This is a genomic window from Nocardiopsis oceani, assembly GCF_054777395.1.
Genome location: NZ_BAAHAR010000021.1, coordinates 1 through 20,991, shown reverse-complemented (window position 1 = coordinate 20,991; position 20,991 = coordinate 1). Strand labels below are relative to the sequence as shown.

25 protein-coding genes are annotated in these 20,991 nt (G+C 70.2%); 16 read left to right on the top strand and 9 right to left on the bottom strand.

Going from position 1 to position 20,991, the window contains the following annotated elements:
* Positions 1–117 precede the first annotated feature (117 nt).
* The gene (locus ACYVDG_RS13840; protein WP_460751060.1) at positions 118–900 is read right to left on the bottom strand and encodes an alpha/beta fold hydrolase; all 783 of its coding nucleotides are present in this window, start codon (positions 898–900) and stop codon (positions 118–120) included.
* Positions 901–1,033: 133 nt separating this feature from the next.
* Between ACYVDG_RS13840 and ACYVDG_RS13835 the strand changes: the two genes are divergently transcribed.
* The gene (locus tag ACYVDG_RS13835; protein WP_460751056.1) at positions 1,034–1,618 is read left to right on the top strand and encodes a hypothetical protein; all 585 of its coding nucleotides are present in this window, start codon (positions 1,034–1,036) and stop codon (positions 1,616–1,618) included.
* Positions 1,619–1,947: 329 nt separating this feature from the next.
* Positions 1,948–2,817 carry a phosphotransferase gene (locus tag ACYVDG_RS13830; RefSeq protein WP_460751053.1) on the top strand — a complete coding sequence of 290 codons (870 nt, stop codon included), beginning with the start codon at positions 1,948–1,950 and terminating at the stop codon, positions 2,815–2,817.
* Between the two features lie 34 nt (positions 2,818–2,851).
* Here the strand turns inward: ACYVDG_RS13830 and ACYVDG_RS13825 are convergent, their stop codons facing one another.
* The 4 genes from ACYVDG_RS13825 to ACYVDG_RS13810 form a co-directional block, all read right to left on the bottom strand.
* Positions 2,852–3,817, bottom strand: coding sequence for an exonuclease domain-containing protein (locus ACYVDG_RS13825; RefSeq protein ID WP_460751320.1), 966 nt, complete (start codon positions 3,815–3,817; stop codon positions 2,852–2,854).
* 105 nt (positions 3,818–3,922) lie between these two features.
* Positions 3,923–5,668 carry a serine/threonine-protein kinase gene (locus ACYVDG_RS13820; protein WP_460751049.1) on the bottom strand — a complete coding sequence of 582 codons (1,746 nt, stop codon included), beginning with the start codon at positions 5,666–5,668 and terminating at the stop codon, positions 3,923–3,925.
* 200 nt (positions 5,669–5,868) lie between these two features.
* The gene (locus ACYVDG_RS13815) at positions 5,869–6,738 is read right to left on the bottom strand and encodes an alpha/beta fold hydrolase (protein ID WP_460751045.1); all 870 of its coding nucleotides are present in this window, start codon (positions 6,736–6,738) and stop codon (positions 5,869–5,871) included.
* Entirely contained in the window at positions 6,735–7,208 is a 474-nt protein-coding gene (locus ACYVDG_RS13810) for a GbsR/MarR family transcriptional regulator (RefSeq protein ID WP_460751042.1), read from the bottom strand. Before ACYVDG_RS13810 ends, ACYVDG_RS13815 begins: the two co-directional genes overlap by 4 nt.
* A 114-nt stretch (positions 7,209–7,322) precedes the next feature.
* Here ACYVDG_RS13810 and ACYVDG_RS13805 point away from each other — a divergent pair, with 114 nt between their 5' ends.
* The 4 genes from ACYVDG_RS13805 (at position 7,323) to ACYVDG_RS13790 (ending at position 10,394) form a co-directional block, all read left to right on the top strand.
* Entirely contained in the window at positions 7,323–8,261 is a 939-nt protein-coding gene (locus tag ACYVDG_RS13805; RefSeq protein ID WP_460751039.1) for a metal ABC transporter substrate-binding protein, read from the top strand.
* Positions 8,262–8,275: 14 nt separating this feature from the next.
* On the top strand, positions 8,276–9,022 hold the full coding sequence (locus ACYVDG_RS13800) for a metal ABC transporter ATP-binding protein (protein ID WP_460751036.1): 747 nt from the start codon (positions 8,276–8,278) through the stop codon (positions 9,020–9,022).
* Positions 9,010–9,894 (top strand): metal ABC transporter permease, encoded by an 885-nt coding sequence (locus ACYVDG_RS13795; protein WP_460751033.1) that lies wholly within the window; start codon positions 9,010–9,012, stop codon positions 9,892–9,894. The genes ACYVDG_RS13800 and ACYVDG_RS13795 overlap by 13 nt, the downstream gene beginning before the upstream one ends.
* Before the next feature lie 77 nt (positions 9,895–9,971).
* Positions 9,972–10,394 (top strand): DNA-binding protein, encoded by a 423-nt coding sequence (locus tag ACYVDG_RS13790; RefSeq protein ID WP_460751030.1) that lies wholly within the window; start codon positions 9,972–9,974, stop codon positions 10,392–10,394.
* 33 nt (positions 10,395–10,427) lie between these two features.
* Here the strand turns inward: ACYVDG_RS13790 and ACYVDG_RS13785 are convergent, their stop codons facing one another.
* Positions 10,428–11,054 carry a CGNR zinc finger domain-containing protein gene (locus ACYVDG_RS13785; protein ID WP_460751027.1) on the bottom strand — a complete coding sequence of 209 codons (627 nt, stop codon included), beginning with the start codon at positions 11,052–11,054 and terminating at the stop codon, positions 10,428–10,430.
* A gap of 340 nt (positions 11,055–11,394) precedes the next feature.
* Here ACYVDG_RS13785 and ACYVDG_RS13780 point away from each other — a divergent pair, with 340 nt between their 5' ends.
* Complete coding sequence (locus ACYVDG_RS13780) at positions 11,395–11,703, top strand: metallophosphoesterase family protein (protein ID WP_460751024.1); 309 nt, start codon at positions 11,395–11,397, stop codon at positions 11,701–11,703.
* Positions 11,704–11,786: 83 nt separating this feature from the next.
* Here the strand turns inward: ACYVDG_RS13780 and ACYVDG_RS13775 are convergent, their stop codons facing one another.
* On the bottom strand, positions 11,787–12,374 hold the full coding sequence (locus ACYVDG_RS13775; protein WP_460751019.1) for a TetR/AcrR family transcriptional regulator: 588 nt from the start codon (positions 12,372–12,374) through the stop codon (positions 11,787–11,789).
* 94 nt (positions 12,375–12,468) lie between these two features.
* Between ACYVDG_RS13775 and ACYVDG_RS13770 the strand changes: the two genes are divergently transcribed.
* Complete coding sequence (locus ACYVDG_RS13770; protein WP_460751016.1) at positions 12,469–13,212, top strand: SDR family oxidoreductase; 744 nt, start codon at positions 12,469–12,471, stop codon at positions 13,210–13,212.
* Between the two features lie 87 nt (positions 13,213–13,299).
* Here the strand turns inward: ACYVDG_RS13770 and ACYVDG_RS13765 are convergent, their stop codons facing one another.
* Positions 13,300–13,446 (bottom strand): helix-turn-helix domain-containing protein, encoded by a 147-nt coding sequence (locus ACYVDG_RS13765; RefSeq protein ID WP_460751011.1) that lies wholly within the window; start codon positions 13,444–13,446, stop codon positions 13,300–13,302.
* A gap of 186 nt (positions 13,447–13,632) precedes the next feature.
* Here ACYVDG_RS13765 and ACYVDG_RS13760 point away from each other — a divergent pair, with 186 nt between their 5' ends.
* From ACYVDG_RS13760 to ACYVDG_RS13745, 4 genes are all read left to right on the top strand, one after another.
* Entirely contained in the window at positions 13,633–15,564 is a 1,932-nt protein-coding gene (locus ACYVDG_RS13760) for a S9 family peptidase (protein ID WP_460751008.1), read from the top strand.
* Positions 15,565–15,682: 118 nt separating this feature from the next.
* On the top strand, positions 15,683–16,351 hold the full coding sequence (locus ACYVDG_RS13755) for a TetR/AcrR family transcriptional regulator (protein ID WP_460751004.1): 669 nt from the start codon (positions 15,683–15,685) through the stop codon (positions 16,349–16,351).
* Entirely contained in the window at positions 16,348–17,052 is a 705-nt protein-coding gene (locus tag ACYVDG_RS13750; RefSeq protein ID WP_460751001.1) for a VC0807 family protein, read from the top strand. The genes ACYVDG_RS13755 and ACYVDG_RS13750 overlap by 4 nt, the downstream gene beginning before the upstream one ends.
* Positions 17,053–17,066: 14 nt before the next feature.
* On the top strand, positions 17,067–17,804 hold the full coding sequence (locus ACYVDG_RS13745) for an SDR family NAD(P)-dependent oxidoreductase (RefSeq protein WP_460750997.1): 738 nt from the start codon (positions 17,067–17,069) through the stop codon (positions 17,802–17,804).
* Positions 17,805–17,876: 72 nt separating this feature from the next.
* Here the strand turns inward: ACYVDG_RS13745 and ACYVDG_RS13740 are convergent, their stop codons facing one another.
* Positions 17,877–18,686, bottom strand: a complete 810-nt coding sequence (locus tag ACYVDG_RS13740; protein ID WP_460750993.1) for a thioesterase family protein — start codon at positions 18,684–18,686, stop codon at positions 17,877–17,879.
* A 185-nt stretch (positions 18,687–18,871) separates the two neighbouring features.
* Between ACYVDG_RS13740 and ACYVDG_RS13735 the strand changes: the two genes are divergently transcribed.
* From ACYVDG_RS13735 to ACYVDG_RS13720, 4 genes are all read left to right on the top strand, one after another.
* Positions 18,872–19,411 (top strand): hypothetical protein, encoded by a 540-nt coding sequence (locus tag ACYVDG_RS13735; protein ID WP_460750990.1) that lies wholly within the window; start codon positions 18,872–18,874, stop codon positions 19,409–19,411.
* Positions 19,405–19,590 carry a GNAT family N-acetyltransferase gene (locus ACYVDG_RS13730; RefSeq protein ID WP_460750987.1) on the top strand — a complete coding sequence of 62 codons (186 nt, stop codon included), beginning with the start codon at positions 19,405–19,407 and terminating at the stop codon, positions 19,588–19,590. Before ACYVDG_RS13735 ends, ACYVDG_RS13730 begins: the two co-directional genes overlap by 7 nt.
* A 263-nt stretch (positions 19,591–19,853) precedes the next feature.
* Complete coding sequence (locus tag ACYVDG_RS13725; RefSeq protein ID WP_460750984.1) at positions 19,854–20,384, top strand: GNAT family N-acetyltransferase; 531 nt, start codon at positions 19,854–19,856, stop codon at positions 20,382–20,384.
* A gap of 216 nt (positions 20,385–20,600) precedes the next feature.
* A partial coding sequence (locus tag ACYVDG_RS13720) for a helix-turn-helix domain-containing protein (RefSeq protein ID WP_460750980.1) occupies positions 20,601–20,991 on the top strand: 391 nt, incomplete at its 3' end.

The window sequence follows — 20,991 nt, the reverse complement described above, 5'->3', positions numbered from 1 at the left end:
GCTACCTCCTCCCGCCAGAGGTGTCGAGACCCAGGTCAGAGAGAAGCCCGAACCCTCCGTTCCCTCACAGGTCGGAGCCGGGGCCTCCGCTCAGCTGTGCCCTCATGGGAAACGGCCTCAGTCCGTGCCGCTTAGCACGAGGCTGACCGTCGCCTCCGGCCGGTCCCACTGCGGGTAGTGGCCGCACCGCCGGAACCAGTGCAAGTGCGCGTCCGGGAACCGGACCCGTGCGCGAACAGCCTGCTTGGGCACGGTGACCAGGTCCTGGCGCCCCCACCCCAACGTGACCCGCCCGGGAACGGTGCCCCGAGGAGCCCCCCGTTGATCGGGGCCCCGGGTCAACGCGTCCAGGGCCGCCGTGGTCGACGGAGCATCCGCCAGGCCGCGCAGGTCGGGCAACACCGTCTCCGGTGACAGGTCCCAGGGCCGAGCCGACAGCTGGGCCAGCAGCGCCGTCCTGCTCACGGGGTTGCCCACCAGGGTCGGCAGCGCCCCGCGCAGCGCTCGTACCAGAGCGATCGACGGCCGCAGGGTGGCACCGAAGGCGGCGCGCTCGCGGTCGTTCCAGAAGCCGCCGGGCCCCAGGGCGACGGTATCGCCGCCGACCCCACGACGGGCCAGCTCGAGCACCATCCGTGCACCCATCGAGTGTCCGGCCGTGGCGACGTCTTCAAGGCCCTGCTCCCCGATGAACTCCGCGACGGCGTCGGTCAGCGTCTCGATCGAGACCTCGCCGGTCAGGGGCGGGCTCTCACCGAACCCCGGGAGGTCGATCGCGATCACCTCCCGGTGCTCAGCCAACCCGTTGATGACCGGGGACCAAGACCGCCAGCCCGCGCCGAGCCCGTGCACCAGCAGAAGCGGGGTCCCGCTGCCGCGCCGAATGTGGTTCAACGTCATGATGGGCTCCCCTGTTTAGCCTGTACAGGACCTGTGTCGGCCACGGGCTCGTGGCATCGAGCCCGCACCACCCACCTACCCGTGCCCGGCTCCCCGAGCCGGAGCGGGAGGACATCGGGTTGAATCGGAGGCTATGGCTTCCTCCACCACCCCCGAAGAGCAAGGATCAACAGGCCAGCCACCGTCGCACCGGGCCATGGCCACCGCGGCGGCGGTGGGCGCGGCGGCGCCCTCGCTGATGTGGCTGCCCGCGCTGAACCCGGCCGAGAGCGGGTGGAGCCTGCTCACCCTCACTCTGATCGTGCCGTGGATGTGGCCGTTCGCGATGGCTTTCCTGGGCCTGGTGTGGGCAACGACCCTACCCGTGCTCCGCTGGGGAGGGGTGCCGCGGCGCCGGGCGGTCGCCGCACTCGCGGTCCTGGCCTTGGTGGGGCTGGCGCTGCAGTTGATTGCCAGTATGGGCAACACCGGCGGTTACGGTCCGATCGAACAGGGCGTGTGGCAGAACTGGGTGCTGCGGTGGGCGGTGATGTCCCTGGCCGGGGCCGTGGCGTGTGCTCTGGCCGCATGGTGGTCGGCCCGCAAACCCCGGACCGAACGACGGTTTCGGACCGCCTTCGCGGCGCTGGCGCTGGGGTTGGCCGTGGTGGCGGTACTCCTTGGCGTGCTCGCCCCGCCGCTGATCCGGCTTGTTGGCGGCGCAGACTCCGTCCTTTAGGGCGGAGATAGCCGTCCTGGGAGTGAGAATGTTCTAGTACTTTGTGCAATGGTCCGATAACCAAGGGTCATGCGGATGGACTAGCCCGCAAGGGTGAACCGTGCCAGCCGGGCCCCCGCTGCGCGAGCATGGCGGAGCCTGCGCAGTAGGGGCGGGAGACCTCTGGGTAGCCATGTCTGTGAAGCAGGAACCTGCTGCCGCCGCGAGGCGCGTAGCGCCACCAGGCCCTGTGGGTCTGGTCGGAATCCCTCTCGGTTCACGAGAGGGAGGAGGTCAACGAGGACCACGGGGTGACGATGGCGGCGGGCGAGACTGGCTAGTCTGAATCCGTGAAGGATCGGATCGGCGGGCTCTCCCCCCGCCAGCAGCAGCTCGTCCGTACATGGCTGCCCGCTGCCGAGGTGGTCGTCGACCACAGCTGGGGACTCGTCGGCACGACGGTGCTCGAGCTGCGCCGCGAGGCAGAGCGCTTCATCGTCAAAGCCGGTGACGAGAACGACCGCCACCTCGCCCGGGAGATTCGCGCCCACCACAGGTGGCTGCGGCCCTGGACCTCGATCGGTCGCGCTCCCGAGCTCGTGAAGGCCGATGGTGACGCAAAGCTCCTCGTGACCCGGTACCTGCCCGGCAGGCTGGTCGAGGGAACCGACCATGAGTGCGAACCACACACCTATCGGCAGGCCGGCGAGCTGCTCGCCAGGCTGCACGAGCAGGAGAGTGTCGACGACCCCGAATTCGAGGCGCGGGAGCAGGAAAAGGCGCTGCGGTGGCTGGACAAGCCCCACCGGATCGACCCCGACGTGGGCACGCGGCTCCGTTACATGGTGGAGTCGTGGCCGACCCCGCCGAGCAGGTTGGTGCCGACCCATGGTGACTGGCAGCCCCGGAACTGGCTCATACACGAGGAAACGGTCAGCGTGATCGACTTCGGGCGTGCCGACCTCCGTCCGGCGTTTACGGATCTGGCCCGGCTGTCCGCGCAGCAGTTCCGTTCTGACGCCTCGCTCGAAGCCGCCTTCCTCGAAGGCTACCGAGCAGATCCGCGAGAGCAGGCGGCTTGGCAGCGCAACCGGATCCGCGAGGCGATCGGCACCGCGATCTGGGCCTATCAAGTCGGCGACGACCGGTTCGAGCAGCAGGGGCATCGGATGCTCGCCGAAGCCCTCGCCGACGAGCCCCACCGTTATGGCTCTTGGTGAGGAGCGTGTGGCCTTCGGGGACCAGTCACGGACGTCAGGCCGACGCCATACCCAGGCGGGCCATGAGTTCGGCCTCGGTGATGATGTCGATGCGCTGGCCCTTGGCCATGTAGGCCTCGGCCTGGCGGTGTTTGGAGGTCTTGCCGCCGTGGTCGCTGCCGCACACGACCAGGACTTCGGTCTTCTTGGTGACGTTCTTGGCGGGGGTGCCGCCGGCCTCGGCGACGCGCTTCCACATCTCGGGTTTGTCCATCGCCTGCGGGTCACCCGAAACGCACACCGTGCGGCCATAGAGCGGACCGGCGGGATCGGCGTCGGGGGAGGGGACGGGCAGGGGCATCTGGGCAACGCGCTGCCAGCGGCCGTAGCGGTCTTCCATGGGCGACGCGGTGGGCGCGGTGGCCGGCACGGACGCAACCAGGCGGGCCGCGACCGCTTCCAGGCGGCCCAGGCGCATACGCGAGGCGCGGGAGAGTTCGGGCAGTGAGCTGGTGCCGTAGCGGTCCATGGCGGCGATCATGATGCGCGCGGCGGCTTCGGCGTCGGCGTCGGCCCGGTGGTGGTGGGTGACCTGGTGGCCGATGTGCGCGCACACCGTGGGCAGGCGGTGGTCGGGCAGGTCCCAGGTGCGGCGGGACAGCGCCAGGGTGCAGGCGTAGTCCAGGGCCGGCAGGTCCAGACCGGTGTGGCCGCAGGCCTGGCGCAGCACGCCCATGTCGAAGGCGGCGTTGTGGGCGACCAGGGCGCCCCCGTCGGCGAACTCCAGGATGCGGGGCCGCACGGACTCCCAGCCGGGGGCGTCGGCGACGTCGGCGGCGGTGATTCCGTGCACGGCGGTGTTGTGCCGGGAGAAGTAGGCGACCGGCTCGGGTGGACGGATGAGGGTGGTGTACCGGTCCACGACCTCGCCGTCGACCACGCGCACCAGTCCGACCGCGCAGGCGCTGCCGCGGTCCTGGTTGGCGGTCTCGAAGTCGATCGCGGTCCAGGCGTGGGCCACCACGTATCCTCCTGCTGCCGTTGGGGTCGGGTCGAGGTTACCCGGGGTTGGGGGCCCGCGAGGCCGGAACGGCTGATTCGTGGCGGTGCTCTCGTTGCAGCCGGGTCAGGCGGGTTCGAAGGACTCCAGGGCGGCCGTGCGCCAAGCGCCCTGGTCGGCCCAGTCGGTGGCGTTGCTGGCCCAGGCGACGGTGTAGTGCGCCCCCGGTGTGACGGTGATGTTGCGGGCCAGCACGTGGCGGTCGGTTCCGTCTTGGACCCAGGTGAACTCCCAGTCAGCGGCGGAGTGGAAGCCGGTCTGGCCGGTGACGTCGTCGATGCGGACCAGGTCGTAGCCGCCCATTCGGGAGGGTGCGCCCTCGTGCTGGTCTTGGACGTGCTCGTACTCGTCGTCGGTGGGGTGGGCGGTCATGTCGATCTGCAGGTAGCTGGTGTTGTCGGGGGCGTCGTAGAAGATCCCGCTTCCCTCGGCTCTGCGGGTCCAGCCGTCGGGTACCAGGACCGCGAACCCCTCGGCGTCCTGGGTCCAGTTCATGCCCGGTTCGGCGGGGTCGGAGTCCTCCTCGGCCTGTTCGGAGTCGGCGGGGCTGCCCGGGGCCGGGTCCTCCTCGCCTTCCTCCGGGGCCGCGTCCTGTTCCTCTGCTTCCTCCGCGGGGTCTTGTTCTTCCGCGGCACCCGCCCCGGGGTCCTCGCTTCCGATCAGGGCTGTCTCAGGACCGCTGTCCCAGGGGGAGTACACGAGGAGGCCCGCCACCACGAGGATCGAGGCCAGCCCCAGGGTCAGTGCCACCAGGGGCCAGGACAGCCCGCCAGTGCGTCCGGGCGCCTGCGCGGCGCCCGCTGGCGGGTAGGGGGTCACCGGCGGTGGGAGCGGTGGGTTCGAGACCGCGGCGGGGTGGGGCGTTGTCCCGCCGGTCTGAGCCAGGGTGTAGGCGGTGGTGGGCGCACCGGAGACGTTCTCGGTGGTCGAGGTCGGCGCCGGGATGGGGACCCCGCCGGGCAGGTGGGCGGTGGGCGCGGACGGTGTAGCCGTGGCGCCGGAGGCGGCCGCGGTGAGCAGCTCCCGGCAGTGCTCGGCCACGATGCGCTGGTCCGGGTTCTTGGCCAGCAGCCCGCGGACCGCCTCTCCCAGGGGGCCGGGCAGCGTCTGGTCCGGTTCGGCGGTGGTGATGGCGTGCAGGGTCGCGGGTATGCCCGGGCGGTGGAACGGCGAGGTGCCGGTGGCGGCGTGGTAGAGGGTCGCGCCCAGGGACCAGAGGTCGCTTGCGGGGGTGGCCGGGCTCGTCGCCAGCCGTTCGGGGGCCAGGTAGGCGGGCGATCCCACCACGCCCGCGGTCTGGGTGGTCCCGGTGGTGTCGGCGATGGTGGCGATGCCGAAATCGGTGAGTACCACCCTGCCGGTCTCGGTGACCATGACGTTCTCGGGTTTGACGTCGCGGTGGGTGATACCGCTGTGGTGGGCGGTGTCCAGTGCGCTGAGCAGGTCCAGGCCCAGTGAGGCGGCCTGGTCGGGGCGGCGTGGCCCCTGCTCCGCCACGAGGTTGTACAGGGAGGTCCCGCTGAGCAGCTCCATGACGAGCCACGGGCGTCCGTCGTCCTCGACGATGTCGTGGACGGTGACGATGTTGGGGTGCTGGCCCATGGCGGTGGCCTGCGCCTCGCGCCTGGCGCGGTCGGCGGCGCGGGCGCGCTCCTCCTCGCCCAGCCCCGGACCCAGCAGGATCTCCTTGATCGCTACCGTGCGGTTGAGTTGGATGTCGTGGGCCCGCCAGACACGGCCCATGCCGCCCCGGCCGATCTCGGTCAGCAGCTGGTAGCGGTCGCCCAGCATCCGATGTGTCTCGGCCTCCATGGGACCCCCTGGGCGATGAGGGCCGTGGCGGCCCGCGAACGTGAACTTCGGCGTGCGCGGCGGTCGCGGGTGCCGCCCCGCACTGGAAGTGAACTGTGTGGCGATTCTAGAGCTCTTGGTGTGTACCGGGTAGGTGTTTGTCCTGCCCGGAACGGGATTGTTGCGCTCTGTTGGGGTGGCCGCGGACCGGGGCCGCGGCGTCAGGGGCTGGGTTCGGTGAGGAAGTCGCGCACCAGGCGGTTGACCTTGTCGGGGGACTGGCGGTTGGGCCAGTGGCCGTGTCCGGCGAGCAGTTCGATGCGGGCGCCGGGGACCGCCTTGGCGGCTCTGACGGTGTTCATGGGCCGTACGCCGACGTCCTTGTCGCCCTGGATGAACAGTGCAGGGCAGCTGATCTGGCCCAGTCGCGGACGCAGGTCCACGTTCATGCGCCAGAAGCCGATCGAGTTGTTCTGCCAGTCCGAGGAGCTGGCGCCGTTGGTCTCCACCTCCACCATGAGCTCGTCGATGACCTGTTCCTGATCGGGTGCGGGAGTGGGGAAGAGCCCTTTGGCGAGGAAGGACTCCACCCGGCGCCTACTGCTGAACATCATCGCGGGCAGTGTGGTGTTGAGCAGGCGGCTCTTGGCGCTGAGCCACAGGAACTGGTGGGCCACGGGCGGGAAGGCCAGAATGCCCCCAGGGGCTATGGGCACGATCCGTTCCACCCGGTCGGGGTGGTCGATGGCGGTGGCCAGGGTCAGGGCCCCGCCCTGGGACAGGCCCACGACGGCGGCCCGTTCGATGCCGTAGTGGTCCAGGGCCGCGATCACACAGCGTTGTAGGACCGGGTGGTCGGCTACGCCCTCCCATGGGGTGCTTCTGCCTTGTTTGGGCCAGTCCAGGGCGATGACCCGGTGGTCCTTGGCCAGGTCGGGGATGAGGTGGCGCCAGCTCAATGTGGCACTGTCCACCCCGGCTCCGCTGAGCAACAGCACCGGCGGGGCCTGTGCGGGTCCCTCGACGATGACGCTGAGTCGGCCCTCGGGCATCGGGACGTGTTCGCGGTTGAATCCGGTGTCGGTGGTCAACGGTCGTCCTCTCGTTGGTCCCGCCAGCGCTGGAGCATGGCGGGCAGTTCGGTCTCCAGGAACCCGTAGAGCTCGTGGACGTTGGCCAGCCGCTCGCGGCGTTCGGGGGAGGCGTCCTCCATGACCTTGAGACCGCGCTCGGTGACCTGGCGGAAGCTGGTGGCCAGGGCGTAGCGGCGCTCCAGCATGCGGCTCCAGCCGTCGGCGGCGATGCGGAAGTACTCCTGTCGTTCGCCGCGTTTACGCACCCCTTCGACCAGGCCGTTGGGGGTGAGCATGCGGGTGGCGGTGCTGATGGAACTCCGGCTGACCTGGAGTACCTCGGCCAGGCGGGCAGCGCTCTGCTCGGGCGGGTCGCTGATCAGCAGCCAGCCGATGACCCGTCCGGAGATCAGGGGGAGTCCCTCGCGCTCGAAGAACACCGCGACCTCGTCCACGAAGGCCAGTTCAGCTTCGGTCGGTTCGCTCATGAGGTCAGATTACAGCTGTTGCAGTCATGACTGCAACAGCTGTAATTGCTGCAAGGCCCGAAATCCACAGAGTCCGGATGTGCAGTTTGGCCGGGTTGTGATAAAAAGTTAGGCGTGCCGAACTTTAGAGATGGGCTCACCCCAAAGACCTGGTCGACGGCGCTCCCCGCCGCCGGAATGGCCCTCGCCCTCACCGCCTGCTCCGCCACCTCCGACGCCACCCAGAGCGACGACGAGCGCCCCCTCGTGCTGACCACCTTCACCGTCATCGCCGACATGGCCGAGAACGTGGCCGCCGACCGCGTGGACGTCGCCTCGCTGACCCGGCCCGGTGCCGAAATCCACGGCTACGAGCCCACCCCCGACGACCTGGTGCGCGGCCAGGACGCGGACCTCATCCTGGAGAACGGCCTGGGGCTGGAGGAATGGTTCCAACAGTTCACCGAACGCGTGGACGCCCCCACCGCCGTCCTGACCGAGGGCATCGACACCATCCCCGTCGCCTCCGGCGATTACGAGGGCGAACCCAACCCGCACGCCTGGATGTCTCCCGACAACGCCCTGGTCTACGTCGACAACATCCGCGACGCCCTCACCGAACTCGACCCCGAGGGTGAGGAGGAGTTCACCGAGGCCGCCGAGGCCTACAAGGAGGAGGTCGCCGAGGTCGGCGCCTTCCTGGAGGAGGAGCTCGCCGAGGTATCCGAAACCTCTCGTGCCCTGGTTACCTGCGAGGGCGCCTTCTCCTACCTGGCCCGCGACGCCGACCTGGTCGAGCAGTACCTGTGGCCGGTCAACGCCGAGCGCGAGGGCACCCCCCAGCAGATCGCCGACGTTTCCGAGTTCGTCAGGGACAACGACGTGCCCTCGGTGTTCTGCGAGAGCACCGTCAACGACAGCGCCCAGCAGTCCGTGATCCGCGAGACCGACGCGGTCATGGGCGAGACCCTCTACGTGGACTCCCTGTCCGAGGCCGACGGCCCCGTTCCCACCTACCTCGACCTGCTCCGCCACGACGCGGAGGCCATCGTCACCGGCCTGAACGGCGACTGAGGGAAGGAGCCGACGTGACAGCGGCCATCGAGGTCAACGCGGCCACCGTCCGCTACGGCGACGTCCTCGCCCTGGACGACGTGAGCCTGTCCGTGGAGCACGGCCGCGTGTGCGGCCTGCTCGGCATGAACGGCTCGGGCAAGTCCACCCTGTTCAAGACCGTGCTCGGGCTGGTCCCCCTCGACCGCGGCCGGGCCCGGATTCTGGGCCTGGGCAACACCGCCGCCCGCCGCAAAGGCCTGGTCGCCTACGTCCCCCAGTCCGAACAGGTGGACTGGGCCTTCCCCGTCCGCGTGCGCGACGTGGTCATGATGGGCCGCTACGGCCGCATGCGGGGCAGGCGCAGACCCCGACCCGTCGACCGCGAGGCCGTCCAACACGCCTTGGAGCGCACCGGCCTCACCGAGCTCGCCGACCGCCAGATCGGCGCGCTCTCCGGAGGCCAGCGCAAACGCGCCTTCGTCGCGCGCGCCATCGCCCAGGAGGCCGACGTGCTGCTCCTGGACGAGCCCTTTGCCGGGGTGGACAAGCGCTCGGAGGCCACCATCACTGATCTGCTCCTGCAGTTGCGCCGGGCCGGACACACCCTGCTGGTGTCCACCCACGACCTGGCCCAGGTTCCGGCCCTGTGCGACGAGGCGGTGCTGTTGCAGCGCCGCGTGATCGCACACGGCACACCCCGGGAAGTACTGGAACCGGACGTCCTCCTCGAGGCGTTCGGCATCCACCCCAGCGAGGAGGGAGCCTCGTGGACGCCCTGATCGCGCTCGTGGAGTGGTTCACGGTCCCGATGCAGTTCGAGTTCGTCCAGCGCGCACTGTTGGTGAGCGTGGTGGCGGGCGTGGTGTGCGCGGTGCTGTCGTGCTGGATGACCCTGGTGGGCTGGTCTCTGATGGGTGACGCGGTCTCGCACGCGGTGCTGCCCGGGGTGGTGCTCTCGTACATGTTCGGGATGCCCTTCGCGCTGGGCGCCCTGGTGTTCGGGGCCGGTTCGGTGGCGCTGATCGGGGTGGTCAACCGCACCTCCCGGGTCAAGGAGGACGCGGTGATCGGCGTGGTCTTCACCGCCATGTTCGCCCTGGGCCTGGTGCTGATCTCGCGGGTGCCCAGCCAGACCGACCTGACGCACATCCTGTTCGGCAACGTCCTGGGGGTCTCCGACGGCGACATCCTCCAGGTGTTGCTCCTGGCCGGCGTGGTGTTGGCCGTGGTCTTGTTCAAGCACCGCGACCTGACCATGTACGCCTTCGACCCGGTCCACGCGCACGCCATCGGCATCAACCCTCGCCTGTTGGAGACCCTGCTGCTGGGGCTGCTGTCGGTGACGGTGGTGGTCGCTCTGCAAGCGGTGGGGATCATCCTGGTCGTGGCCATGGTGATCATCCCGGGCGCCACTGCCTACCTGCTCACCGACCGGTTCGAGCGGATGCTGGTGATCTCGGCGGCAGTGGCCTTCGTCGCGGCCGTGGTGGGAGTGTTCACCAGCTTCCACCTGAACGTGTCCACCGGCGGCTGCATCGTGTTGGCCCAGGCGAGCGCGTTCACCCTGGCCTACGTGTTCTCGCCCAAGCAGGGCGTGCTGTGGCGGGGGCGCACAGCCCGGGCGGTGCGGGCGGCGCGCACCGGACGCTGAGGACGGAAACAGGGGAATGAACATTCTGTTTACATCAAATCGTTGACAATGATCAGTTGACACCGCATGCTGAAGGAATGACTGCAACCGACCCGTTCACCCAGCCCGACCCCGAACAGTCCCGCCGCCAGCGCGCACACGAAGCACTCGTCCGCATCACCGAACGGCATGCCGTCGGCGAGGACCTCCTGCGCTGGCAGGAACGCCGGATGCCCATGCAGCCCCACGACGCCATCCGGCGCGTCTCGGACCTGGCCGCGGGCAGCGCCGTCCCCGCCGAGGACGCACCCGGCATCGACCAGGCGGACCTGACCGCGGCACTGACCCTGGTGCCGTGGGCGCGCGCCGAGTTCGACCAGATGGAGGCGGGCCTGCTCACCATGGCCAAAGGCCGCGGCATGACCTGGCAGGAGCTGGCCTTCGGCCTGGGACTGGGCACCTCCCAGGCCGCCCGCCAACGCCACGAACGCCTGGTCAAACGCACCGAAACCGAGGTCTGACGGTCCGATCCGGGATTGACCTGCTCGGCCCGCTCAATCCCGGGGAACGCCGTGCCGCGCGTAGTGGCGGGCCGCGCGAGCACGGTTTCCGCACGAGGTCCCGCACCACCGCTGGCGACCGTGCTCCTGGACGAAATAGCGCACACAGCGCGGGGCCGTGCAGGAGCGCAGGCGTTCGCGGTCGGGCCCGGCCAGGAAAGCCACGGCCGCGCGCGCCAAGGCGGCGACGAGCCGGTCGCCGGTCTCGGCCCGGCCGGCCACGAGCTCCACGACCGGGCCGACGGAAGGACCGTCCTCGGGCCAGGACAGCTCAGGGCGGACCGGCACCAGGGCGGCGTCGGTGTTCAGCCGCTCCAGTGCTCGCCCCGAGGGGAGAAGGCGCTCGGCGTCGGCAGGGCTGGGCGGCCCGGGCCTGACCGCCCTCGCGAAGAGGGCCCGCCCCGCCGCACGCAGCCCGACAAGGCGCCCCCGGAGCTCCTCGTCCACCTCGACCCCGGCATCGACGTGGCCGTGCACCCACTCGGCCGCGCCCGTGACCGTGGCCAGGTCGTCGGCGACACCCCCAGACCCGTCGTGCCGGACCGTGCTCGCCAGCGCCGATCGATGCTCCACCGTGTGCCGCTCGCTGACGTTTCTACATCCGTCAACGAATCGCACCATTCCTGGGCGAAAGTCCCGTACCCGGCCCCGAAGAACTGGGTCATGGGTTCACGCTTCGCAGCGGACTGCCCGGCAAGGCCCGGTCTTATGCCCGCTCCACGTGCAGTTTTCCGTCTCCGAGCCGCTCCCGACGACGCCAGGCCCAAGACCCGGATAGAAAGGCGTGTTTCACCTGCCGCCGCAGGATGTGGGCGCCCGACCGCTTGACTCTCACCGGCCAGACAACCAACAACTTAACAGTCCACACAGACAGGCGCAGAGATTCACTGAAATCCACCTATGCACACGCCAACAGCACGCAACCCTCTCCGACCAGCCGGACACCCCGATCCTGCTCGCCATGCACCACCCGCCCAGCCGGGTCCACCACCCACTGCCCGACGCGTCCACGCTGGGCAATCCCCACGACCTGACCGCACTGCTCGACGCCCACCCCAACGTCGTGGGTGTCCTCGCCGGGCACGCCCACACCGGCGCGGCGGGCCAGTTCGCGGGGCGCCCCATGGTCCTCGCCCCGGGCGTGACGTGGACGCTGCGCATGCCGTGGGAGGGCGAACAGCGCGTCGACCGCGGCCAGCCCCCGGGTGTGGCCTTCCATGTCCTGGCCGAGGACGGCGGCCTGACCACACACTTTCGCGCCGCTCCCTAGTTGGGGTGCGGACCAAGACTGACACCGCTCGGTGGCGGAGTCGACGTCTCTTCTCTGCTCTGTGGTGATGCTGCGGTTGCTGTTCAGGATGCCTTCGGGGTTTGCTGCCCTCGCCGGTCCGCGTCCTGTCGACGAAGGCCCTCGACGATGACGTTCATCAGAGGCCGTGCTGTTGCTTCCCATTCATCTCGGTCCAGTCGGCCGAGGTAGGCGATGAGCAGGAGGACCCCGCGGGCGTCCACGTCCGTGCGGATGGAACCGGCTGCTTTCCCGGCGTTCAGCAGGTGGCCGAGGGCGTCTTCGATGGGGTTCTGGCTGTGGGCGACAAGGTCTTGCCACGCTGCCGGCTCGAGCGCTGCCAGGACGCCGTACTTGATCTCGGCGTAGTCGATCACTCGGTCGAGCCAGTGACGCAGGGCTTCCACGGGCTCGTGTGCCTCCAGTAGAGCGGAGGCGGCGGTCACGAGTTCTTCGACGTCGCGCCGGTAGACCTCGGCGAGGAGCGCTTCGCGGTTGGGGAAGTTCCGGTAGAGCGTTCCCTGTCCTACACCGGCGCGCTTGGCGATCTCGTTGAGGTGGACGTGGTGGGACTCGGCGAGGGCTGCGCGGGCAGCCTCAACGATGCGGGTCCGGTTCCGCACCGCATCCGGACGGCGTGCTGGCGTGCTCATGGTCCTCTCCCGATGTTCCGCCTGTGACAAGTGGACACGTGTCCGGAAGGCTGGCAACGCATCGGACACGTGTCCACTTTACTTGGAGGCAGTAGTGCTCTCTCTTCACGGCAAGATCGTCGCTATCACCGGAGCCAGTGGCGGCATCGGCGAAGCCACGGCCCGGCTACTCGCCCAGTGCGGCGCTACGGTCGTCCTCGCAGCGCGCCGCAGCGAGCGCATCGACGCCATAGCGCAGGAGGTCCGGGAACAGGGCGGCCGTGCCGCCACGTGCGTCGTCGACGTCACCAAGGCCGAGGACCTACAGCGCCTGGTCGCCACCACCATCGACCAGTACGGCCGTACCGACGTACTGGTCAACAACGCCGGCATCGCCCCGATCAGTCCGTTGGCCGACCTCGACACCGAGAGTTGGTCGGCCATGATCGATGTCAACCTTCACGGCATGCTCAACGGCGTCGCCGCCGCGCTGCCAGCCTTCCGCGAGCAAGGATCGGGCCACCTGGTGAGTATCGTCTCCGTGGCCGGCCTGTCCGGCGCGTCCCCCTTGATGGCTGTCTACGCCGCGACCAAGAACGCGGTGCGCACCGTCCACGAGGGGCTGCGCAGTGAGTCCACCGACGGGGTGGTGCGCACGACAGCCATCTCGCCGGGATACATCCGCACCGATCTCGCCGACTCCATGGCAGATCCGTACATCCGCGAGCAGACGCGCAAGAACATGGACGCGGTGGGCATCCCTCCGGCGGCGGTCGCCCGCGCCGTGGCCTTCGCCATCGAGCAGCCCAGCGACGTCGAGATCGGCGAGATCAACGTTCGCCCCACCGTTCAGGCGTGACACTTGCCGTCACCGGTCAAGTGAGACGGCCGAAAGCCGCTTGCACAACGCCACAAGGGGCAATGGCCAGGTCGCCAGGTAGCTGAGCTACTGCGGCTCGGGGTCGTTCTCCGCTGCTTTGACCTCGCCGTGCACCACGGCCAGGCTCACCCCGACCCCGCAGGCGATCTCGCGCAGAGACTGGCCCTCAGCGCGGCGGGCCAGGATCGCGCGGCGTTTGTCGGCGTCGACCACGCGGGGCCGGTCGCCCTTGCGTCCGGCCCTGGCGGCCGACTCCAGGCCGTTGCAGGTCTTGCGGACGATGTCGCGGCGGCGGTCCTAGGCCAGGGCCAGCGCCAGATCCAAGATCAGGCTCGTTCAGCAGCCCATTGCCGCTTTCCGGCGTACTTTGTTCACCCCCTAGTTCCCTTCCTGCTCCACGTGGCGACGAAAGGCCGAGCTCTGACCGCACCACACCTGACCGCCGAGACCGTCACCGACGGGCTTGTTCCGCTGGGCCCGGCCCTGTCCCCCGATGGGCGCCGGGTGGCCTACGCCGTCACCGCCCTCACCCGCACCTGTGCGCGCCCGGTGAGCACACTGTGGATCGCCGACCGCGACCGCGCCACCGCACCCCGGCGGCTCACCGGAGGCGACGCCGCACACCACCGGCCACGCTGGGATCCGGACTCCCAGCACCTGTACTTCCTCTCCGACCACACAGAAGCCGGGGAGCGGGGCGCACCCCAGCTGCACCGGATCAATACCGACGGATCCGGACACCGAGTGCTGACCACCACCGAAGGCGGGGTGGCGGACCACCTTCCGCTGCCTGACCACGCGACGGTGGCACTGGTGGTGAGCGATCCCGACCGGCGGGGGAGCGCACCACGGGTGTGGGGTCAGGCCGCCCCCCACGACCGGCTGACCCTGCTCGACACCGGCACCGGCCGCCAGCGCCCGGTCACCGGGCTGGGCGAGCGGCACGTACTGGAAGTGGCCGCGCGTCCCGACGGCGCGGCCCTGGCGGTGACCACCCAGCCGGGGCCCGAACGCGACCCCGTCCGTCCCCGCTGGGACCTGCACCTGGTGGATCCGGCCACCGGGCAGGTCAGGGATCTGGGCCCGCTCGGCTGGGACGCCCACTCACCGGCCTGGTGGCACGACGGCCACCGCTGGCACCTGTCCTACCTGGCGATGGACCCGGGCCCCGACGGCGGCCAGGCCGTCTTCGACCTGGTCCCGGACCACGACCGGACACAGCACACCAACCTCACCGGCGGCCTGGACCGATGCCCCAGTGAACTCACCCAGGTGGACCAGGGGCCCCCGCTGGCCCTGTTCGCGCACGGGCTCGACACCGAGATCCACCGCCTGGACCCGGGCCTTGGAGCCTTTACCCGTCTCCTGCGCTCGCCGGGGCGCCTGGAGTCCCTGACCTCGGACCGCACCGGTTCCCACGTCGCGGCCCAGGCCGCTGCCTGCGCGCACCCCAGGGAGGTGTATGCCGGAGCCCCGACCACCGCGCTCACCCGGCTCACGCATCTGCGGCCCGAGCTCGACCGCTTCGACTGGGGCAGGCAGGAACGCCTGTCCTACCGGGCCCGTGACGGGCTCGCCCTCGACGGGCTCCTGGTGACACCGCCGGGCGCGGGCCCCGGTGATGGCCCCTTCCCCCTGGTCACCTGGGTGCACGGGGGACCCTACGGCCGGTATATGGACCAATTCACCCTGAGCCCTTACGCACCCGCCCAGTGGCTGGCCCACTGCGGGTACGCGGTGTTCCTGCCCAACCCGCGCGGCGGCGAAGGGCACGGGCGGGCCTTCGCCGAGCTGGTCGTGGGCGCGCTCGGAGTGGGGGAGTGGGACGACATCGTCGACGGCATCGACCTCCTCGTGGAGCGGGGTGTTACCGACCCCGACCGGCTGGGAATCGGCGGGTGGAGCCACGGCGGGACCATGGCGGCCTGGGCGGTGGGGCACACCGACCGGTTCCGCGCGGCCGTCGTGGGAGCCGGTGTCAGCGACTGGGGGATGCTGGCCGCCACCGGCGAATACGGCGCCAGCGAGGCGGGGCTGAGCGGGAGCGTTGGCTGGGAGGGTGTGGGCCCGCACCCGCACGACGCGGTCAGCCCCATCGCTTTCGCCTCGCGCATCGCCACCCCGGTGCTCATCGTGCACGGGGAGGAGGACACCAACGTGCCCGTGGGCCAGGCGGTCTACCTGCACCGGGCCCTGCGCCACTTCGGGGTGGAGCACGAGTTCGTGGTCTACCCGGGCGAGGGACACGGCCTCGAGACCCGGGCGAACCAGATCGACCTGCTCGACCGCACCCGTTCCTGGTTCGACCGCTGGTTGGGGTCCGACAGCTGAGCTCGTTCCCACCCCCTCGTCAGGCCGTGCCGACAGTTCGACGCCCCTGGAACTCGCGGTTGACCCACGAGGTTTATTCGTCTATACACATATTTATCTGATAAGATAAATTACGGCGATGAAACGGGGAACGATGGGCCGCACGGTCACAAACGAGGCGCGCCGGGCACAGATCGTGCGGGCCGCAATCGAGGTGATCGCGGACGAGGGCTACGAGCACGCCTCCTTCGCCAAGATCACCAAGCGCGCCGGGCTCAGCAGCCCGCGCATGATCTCCTACCACTTCGCGGGCAAGGACGACCTGGTCCGCCAGATCGTGACGGACGTGATCACCGAAGGCGCCACCGTCATCATGGAACGGATCAAGGCCCAGGACACCGCCCGGAGCAGGCTGCGGGCCTACCTGGAGGCCAACCTCGAGTTCCTGCGCGCGCACCCGCGCGAGATGGCCGCGCTCACCGCCATCGGCCCGCACCTGCGCGATGAAGAGGGGCGGGCGCACAACCACGACAGCGCCCAGGAACCCATGGTCAAGGGGCTGGCCGAACTGCTGGCCGACGGTCAGAGCACCGGGGAGTTCCGCGACTTCGACACCCGCTCGATGGCAATACTCATCCGCGGCGCGGTCGAGGAGGCGGCCCGCCGAGTGGACAGCGCGTTCGACTTCGACGCCTACACCCGGGAGCTGACCGCCGCGATCGACCTCGCCACCCGCGCCGGGGGAGACCCCGCGAGCGCAGAGCTCTCGGAAGCAGCAGAGCCCTCCGAGCCAGGGCAGACACCATGACCGCCGGACGGGGGAGCAAGGCCGCCCTGGCGGTCACCCTCTTCTTCGAACTCGCCCTTCCCCTGCTGGTCTTCTACGGGCTCCGGGCACTCGGGATCGACCAGATCACCGCCCTGCTGGTGGCGGCGGTGCTGCCGGCGGCGCGGATCGCGCACGGCGCCATCAGAGAGCGCAGGCTCAACGGGGTGTCGGTCTTCGTGCTGGTCACCCTGGTCCTGACGGTCGCGCTGACCTACGTCACGGGAAGTCCGCGCACCCTGTTGGTGCGGAGTGCCTGGGCCTCGGCGGCGATGGGCCTGTGGATCCTGGCGACACTGCTCACCCGGCGCCCCTTCCTGTTCTCGGTGACCCGGGTCTTCCTGACCACGCGGGACCAGCGTGTGTGGGACGGCAACTGGGAGGACTCCGCGGTCTTCCGGCGGGCTCTGCGGGTGTCGACAGCCGTGTGGGGCACGTTGTTCCTGGCGTACACGGGGTTGAGCGTGACGATGGCGCTGACCCTGCCCATCGACCTCGTGCCCGTGCTCGACGACCTGCTCCTCGTGCTCAGCCTCGGCCTGATCTTTCTGTTCCAGCGCTCCTACGGGCGTGCCCAGCTGGGCCGACACGGACTGAGGATGCGCGGCGTCCACTTGGAGCGCATCGAGGGCCCAGCTGAGGCAACCGGAAACAGCATCCCAACCGCCCCGAGTCAGCCTTGAGCCAGGAGGAAAGCATGAATGCACAGGTCGCACTGGTCACCGGAGCGGCGAGCGGGATCGGGGAGGCGATTGCCGAGGACCTCGCCGCCCAGGGATTGCGCGTGGTCGTGGCCGATCGCGACGAGGAGCGCGGAGCCGAGGTCGCCGCCCGGATCGGGGGCCGGTTCGTGCCCGTCGACGTCTCCCGGCGTGCGGACAACGAGCGGGCCGTGGCCTCGGTGGTCGAAGCCCACGGGCGGCTGGACGTGGTGGCGCTGAACGCGGGCGTGCCCGGCCGGTGCGGGATCGACGACTACTCCGAGGAGGCCTACCGGGCCACCATGGGCGTCAACCTGGACGGGGTGGTCTTCGGTTTCCAAGCGGCGCTTCCGCACCTGCGCGCGGCCGACGGAGGTTCGGTGGTCGTGACGTCGAGCATGGCGGGCCTGACCGCTTCACCCGACCCCTTCTACGCGGCCAGTAAGCACGCGGTCGTCGGCCTGGTCCGGTCCGCGTCGATGCTGCTCGCCGCCGACGGGATCCGTATCAACGCGCTGTGTCCGGGGCTGGTGGACACCCCGCTCGTGGCGCCCTTTCGCTCCGCGCTGGTGGAGGCGGGCCTGGCTGTGGCCGCCCCGGCGGATGCGGCAGCAGCGGTGCGCAGCATCCTCGCCTCCGGCCGCTCAGGTCAGGCGTGGGTGTTCCAGCACGGCCAGGAAGCCGCGCCCGTGCCCGATCCGGAGCTGGCCCTGGCCCAAGCGGACCCGGGCTAGCGCAGACCCAGAAACGCCTCGTGCCGCCGCTCAGCTGGGAGCGGCGGCACGAGGCGGGGTGCGGGACCGGTGCTAGAGCAGCATGGAGAGCTGGCGGGCCTGGGCGACGAGCTGGCCCTGGCTGTCCCAGATCTCCATGTCTTCTTCGTGGAAACCGTTGGAGACGTGCTTGGTGGAGACCCGGCAGGCCAGCCAGCCGGGCGCGGGCCTGCCGCGCACGTGTGTGGTGAGCTCCACCGTGATGGTGGTGAACTCGCCGATCTCCAGCACCGCGGGCACGGCGAAGTCCACCATGGCGGGCAGGGAGTGCACGTCGGCGTCGCGACCGTCGGCGAAGCGCATCCAGAAGTCCACCTGAGGGTGGCCGTCCTTCTTGCCGTCCAGCCATTCGGGGCGCTTGGCGTAGCGGTACTCGATGCGGTGGGCGATGGTCAGCCCCTCGGGCTTGTCCGCGAACTCCGCGGGGACCAGGCAGTCCTCCGGGGCGGGCAGGTCCGGCGGGCCCTCCAGGTGCAGTTCCCGGCCCTCGGCGCTGAGGTCGCCGTAGGTGGCGGTGGCCCGCACGATCTCCTTGCCGCCCTGTTCCAGGACGACCGCGCCCGTGGCGGTGCGGCGGCCTTCGCGGATGGTCTCGGTGCGCATGACGGCCTCACCGGGGGCCGCGGGCCTCAGATAGAAGGCGGACACCACGAGGGGGTCGGGCTGGGCGAGGGTCTGGCCCAGGGCGTTGACGGCCGTCCCCAGGACGTAGCCGCCGTTGGGGTGCGAGGTGAACGTGGTCCAGCCGTCGGTGAGGGTGGCTGTGAACTCGCCGTCGGCTCGCTTCTCGACCCGGGTATCCTGGTCGAACTCGTAACCCTCGGCGGGGTGGTCAAGGCTCATATGCATATGTTACCCGCGAGTAGGCATGGTGGCCACACCAAACCGAATCCCGTTCGGCGCCGGAGAAGGCACGCCCCGTCCACCCCGGACGGCAGCGCTGCCCCGGATCGTCTGCCCCTGGGCAACCGCGCCCCCGTGACACAAAGCGCTGGCGCCCGCGGGGAGACCGTGCCACCTTCGTTGCCATGGCCGACACCGCAATCCGAGCCCTCGCCCTCTGGGAACACCTGGCGGACACACGAGTCCGGGCACCGCTGACCGTCGCCGTCTCCCCGAACTCCCGCATGTGCCCGCCCGGCTGGTGCGGGATCGTCCACCTGGACGGCACAACCCTGGCCACAGCCCCCACCGAAGAGCTCGCCGACGCCCTGCACAGGTCCTTGGCCTCGGTCGAGCCCGCCGCACACACCGAACCGGAAGCGCTCACGCCCCTGCTCCCGATCGGGGACAGCCTCGGCCCGGCCACGCTGGCCTACCTCTCCCCGCCCGATTTTCGGTCCGTGGCAGCCCCCCCCGACCAACCGAACTCCCCGTCGGCCACCCCGACCTGCACGCGCTCCTGGAAACCGTCGGCCCCGAGGACGCGGGGGAGAGCGGCCTGGGCGAGATCACCTCACCGGCCCACACCATCTACGACCAAACCGCTCCCGGCGGGGCGCCCCGAGTCATCGCCGCGGCCGGGTACCGGCACTGGCCCGCCGACACCGCTCACCTGTGCGTGCTGACCGCCCCCGACCACCGGGGCCAAGGGCTGGCCCGCCCGGTCGCCTCCGCCGCCGCGGCCCATGCACTGGCCGAGAACCTCCTCCCGCAGTGGCGTGCCCGCCTGGCTGCCTCGCGCCGGGTGGCCCTGGGTCTGGGCTTTGGCGCACACGGCTCCCAGCTCAGCCTCCGCTTGGCGTGAACGCCGCCGTGACACACCTCGCGTACCGCAGCACCGTTCGGCCTGCTAGCGTTGGCTCTCGCGAAGCCGGAGTCCGGCCGCGTTCAGACCGAGGGAGAGTGAGTTGATGGCTGCGATGCAGGCAGCTGCCGTGCGCAGCGCCCACACCGTCCTCACCACCCGGGCCCCGGCCTGACCTGACGCGCACCCCGCCCGCCCCTGCACAGCGCGGGCGTCCCTGGAGCGTCACTTCCGCCGGGCCCTGTCAACAAAGGGTCTCCACCTTGACTTTCACCACTGCGCAGAGCAACAACTGGGCCACCCGCCCCGAAACCGGGGCCGACCTCGCCGACGTGCGCGCGGTCAACCTGGCGGCGTTCGAGACCGCTGAGGAAGCCGACCTGGTCGACGCCCTGCGGGCCGACTCCGGAGCGTGGATCGACGGGCTGTCCATGGTCGCCGAGACGACCGACGGCAACCTGGTCGGGCATGCCCTGTACACCCGGTGCCGCGTCGACGGCCACCCGGCCCTGGCCCTGGCCCCGTGTGCGGTCCTGCCCGAGCACCAGGGCACCGGGGCCGGTTCGGCCGCCATCCGTGCCGGGCTGGAAGCCGCCCGTGCCATGGGCGAGAACCTCGTCCTGGTCCTGGGCCACCCCGGTTACTACCCGAGGTTCGGCTTCACCCCGGCCTCCGGTTTCGGTGTCCGGGCGCCGATGGAGGTTCCGGACGAGGCGATGATGGCACTGTCCCTGGACCCGGCGCGCGAGACCCCGCGCGGCACCATCGAGTACCCGGCACCCTTCGGTATCTGACCGACACCACATTCCCGGGCCATGGGGCGCCCCGCCGCGGTTGGCCGCGGCGGGGCGCCCTCGTCACTTCAGCAGGGACAGCTTCCCGGTGAGCATGTTGATCAGGTTCTTCGCGGTGCAGACCCCGTCCTTCAGGGCGGGGATCACCGCCCCGCGCAGAAATGTCACACCCTCGGGCTACGGTCCTGTCCAGGATCAACAGGGGAGGTGTGTGCTGTGCTGACGGGATTCCGGTACCGGCTGGCGCTCACCGACGCCCAGGCTGGCCAGTGCGCCGAGTACGGCGATATCTGCCGGGCGGTGTGGAACACCGCCCTGGCCCAGCGCCGCCACTTCGTGGACCGGTGGAAGCGCGGCTATGCCGCCCCCTACTGCGGCTACCACCTCCAAGCCACACAGCTGGCCCAGGCCAAGGCCGAAGAGACCTGGCTGCGGGCCGCCCCCTCGCACATCCTGCAGCAGACCCTCAAAGACCTGGAACGGGCCTGCACCGAGCACGGCACCTTCAACGTCAACTTCCGGCCCAAACACCACTGGAAGCCCTCCTTCCGCTTCCCCAACGGGCCAAGCATCACCGTTGAGCGCCTGGGCCGCACATGGGGGCAGG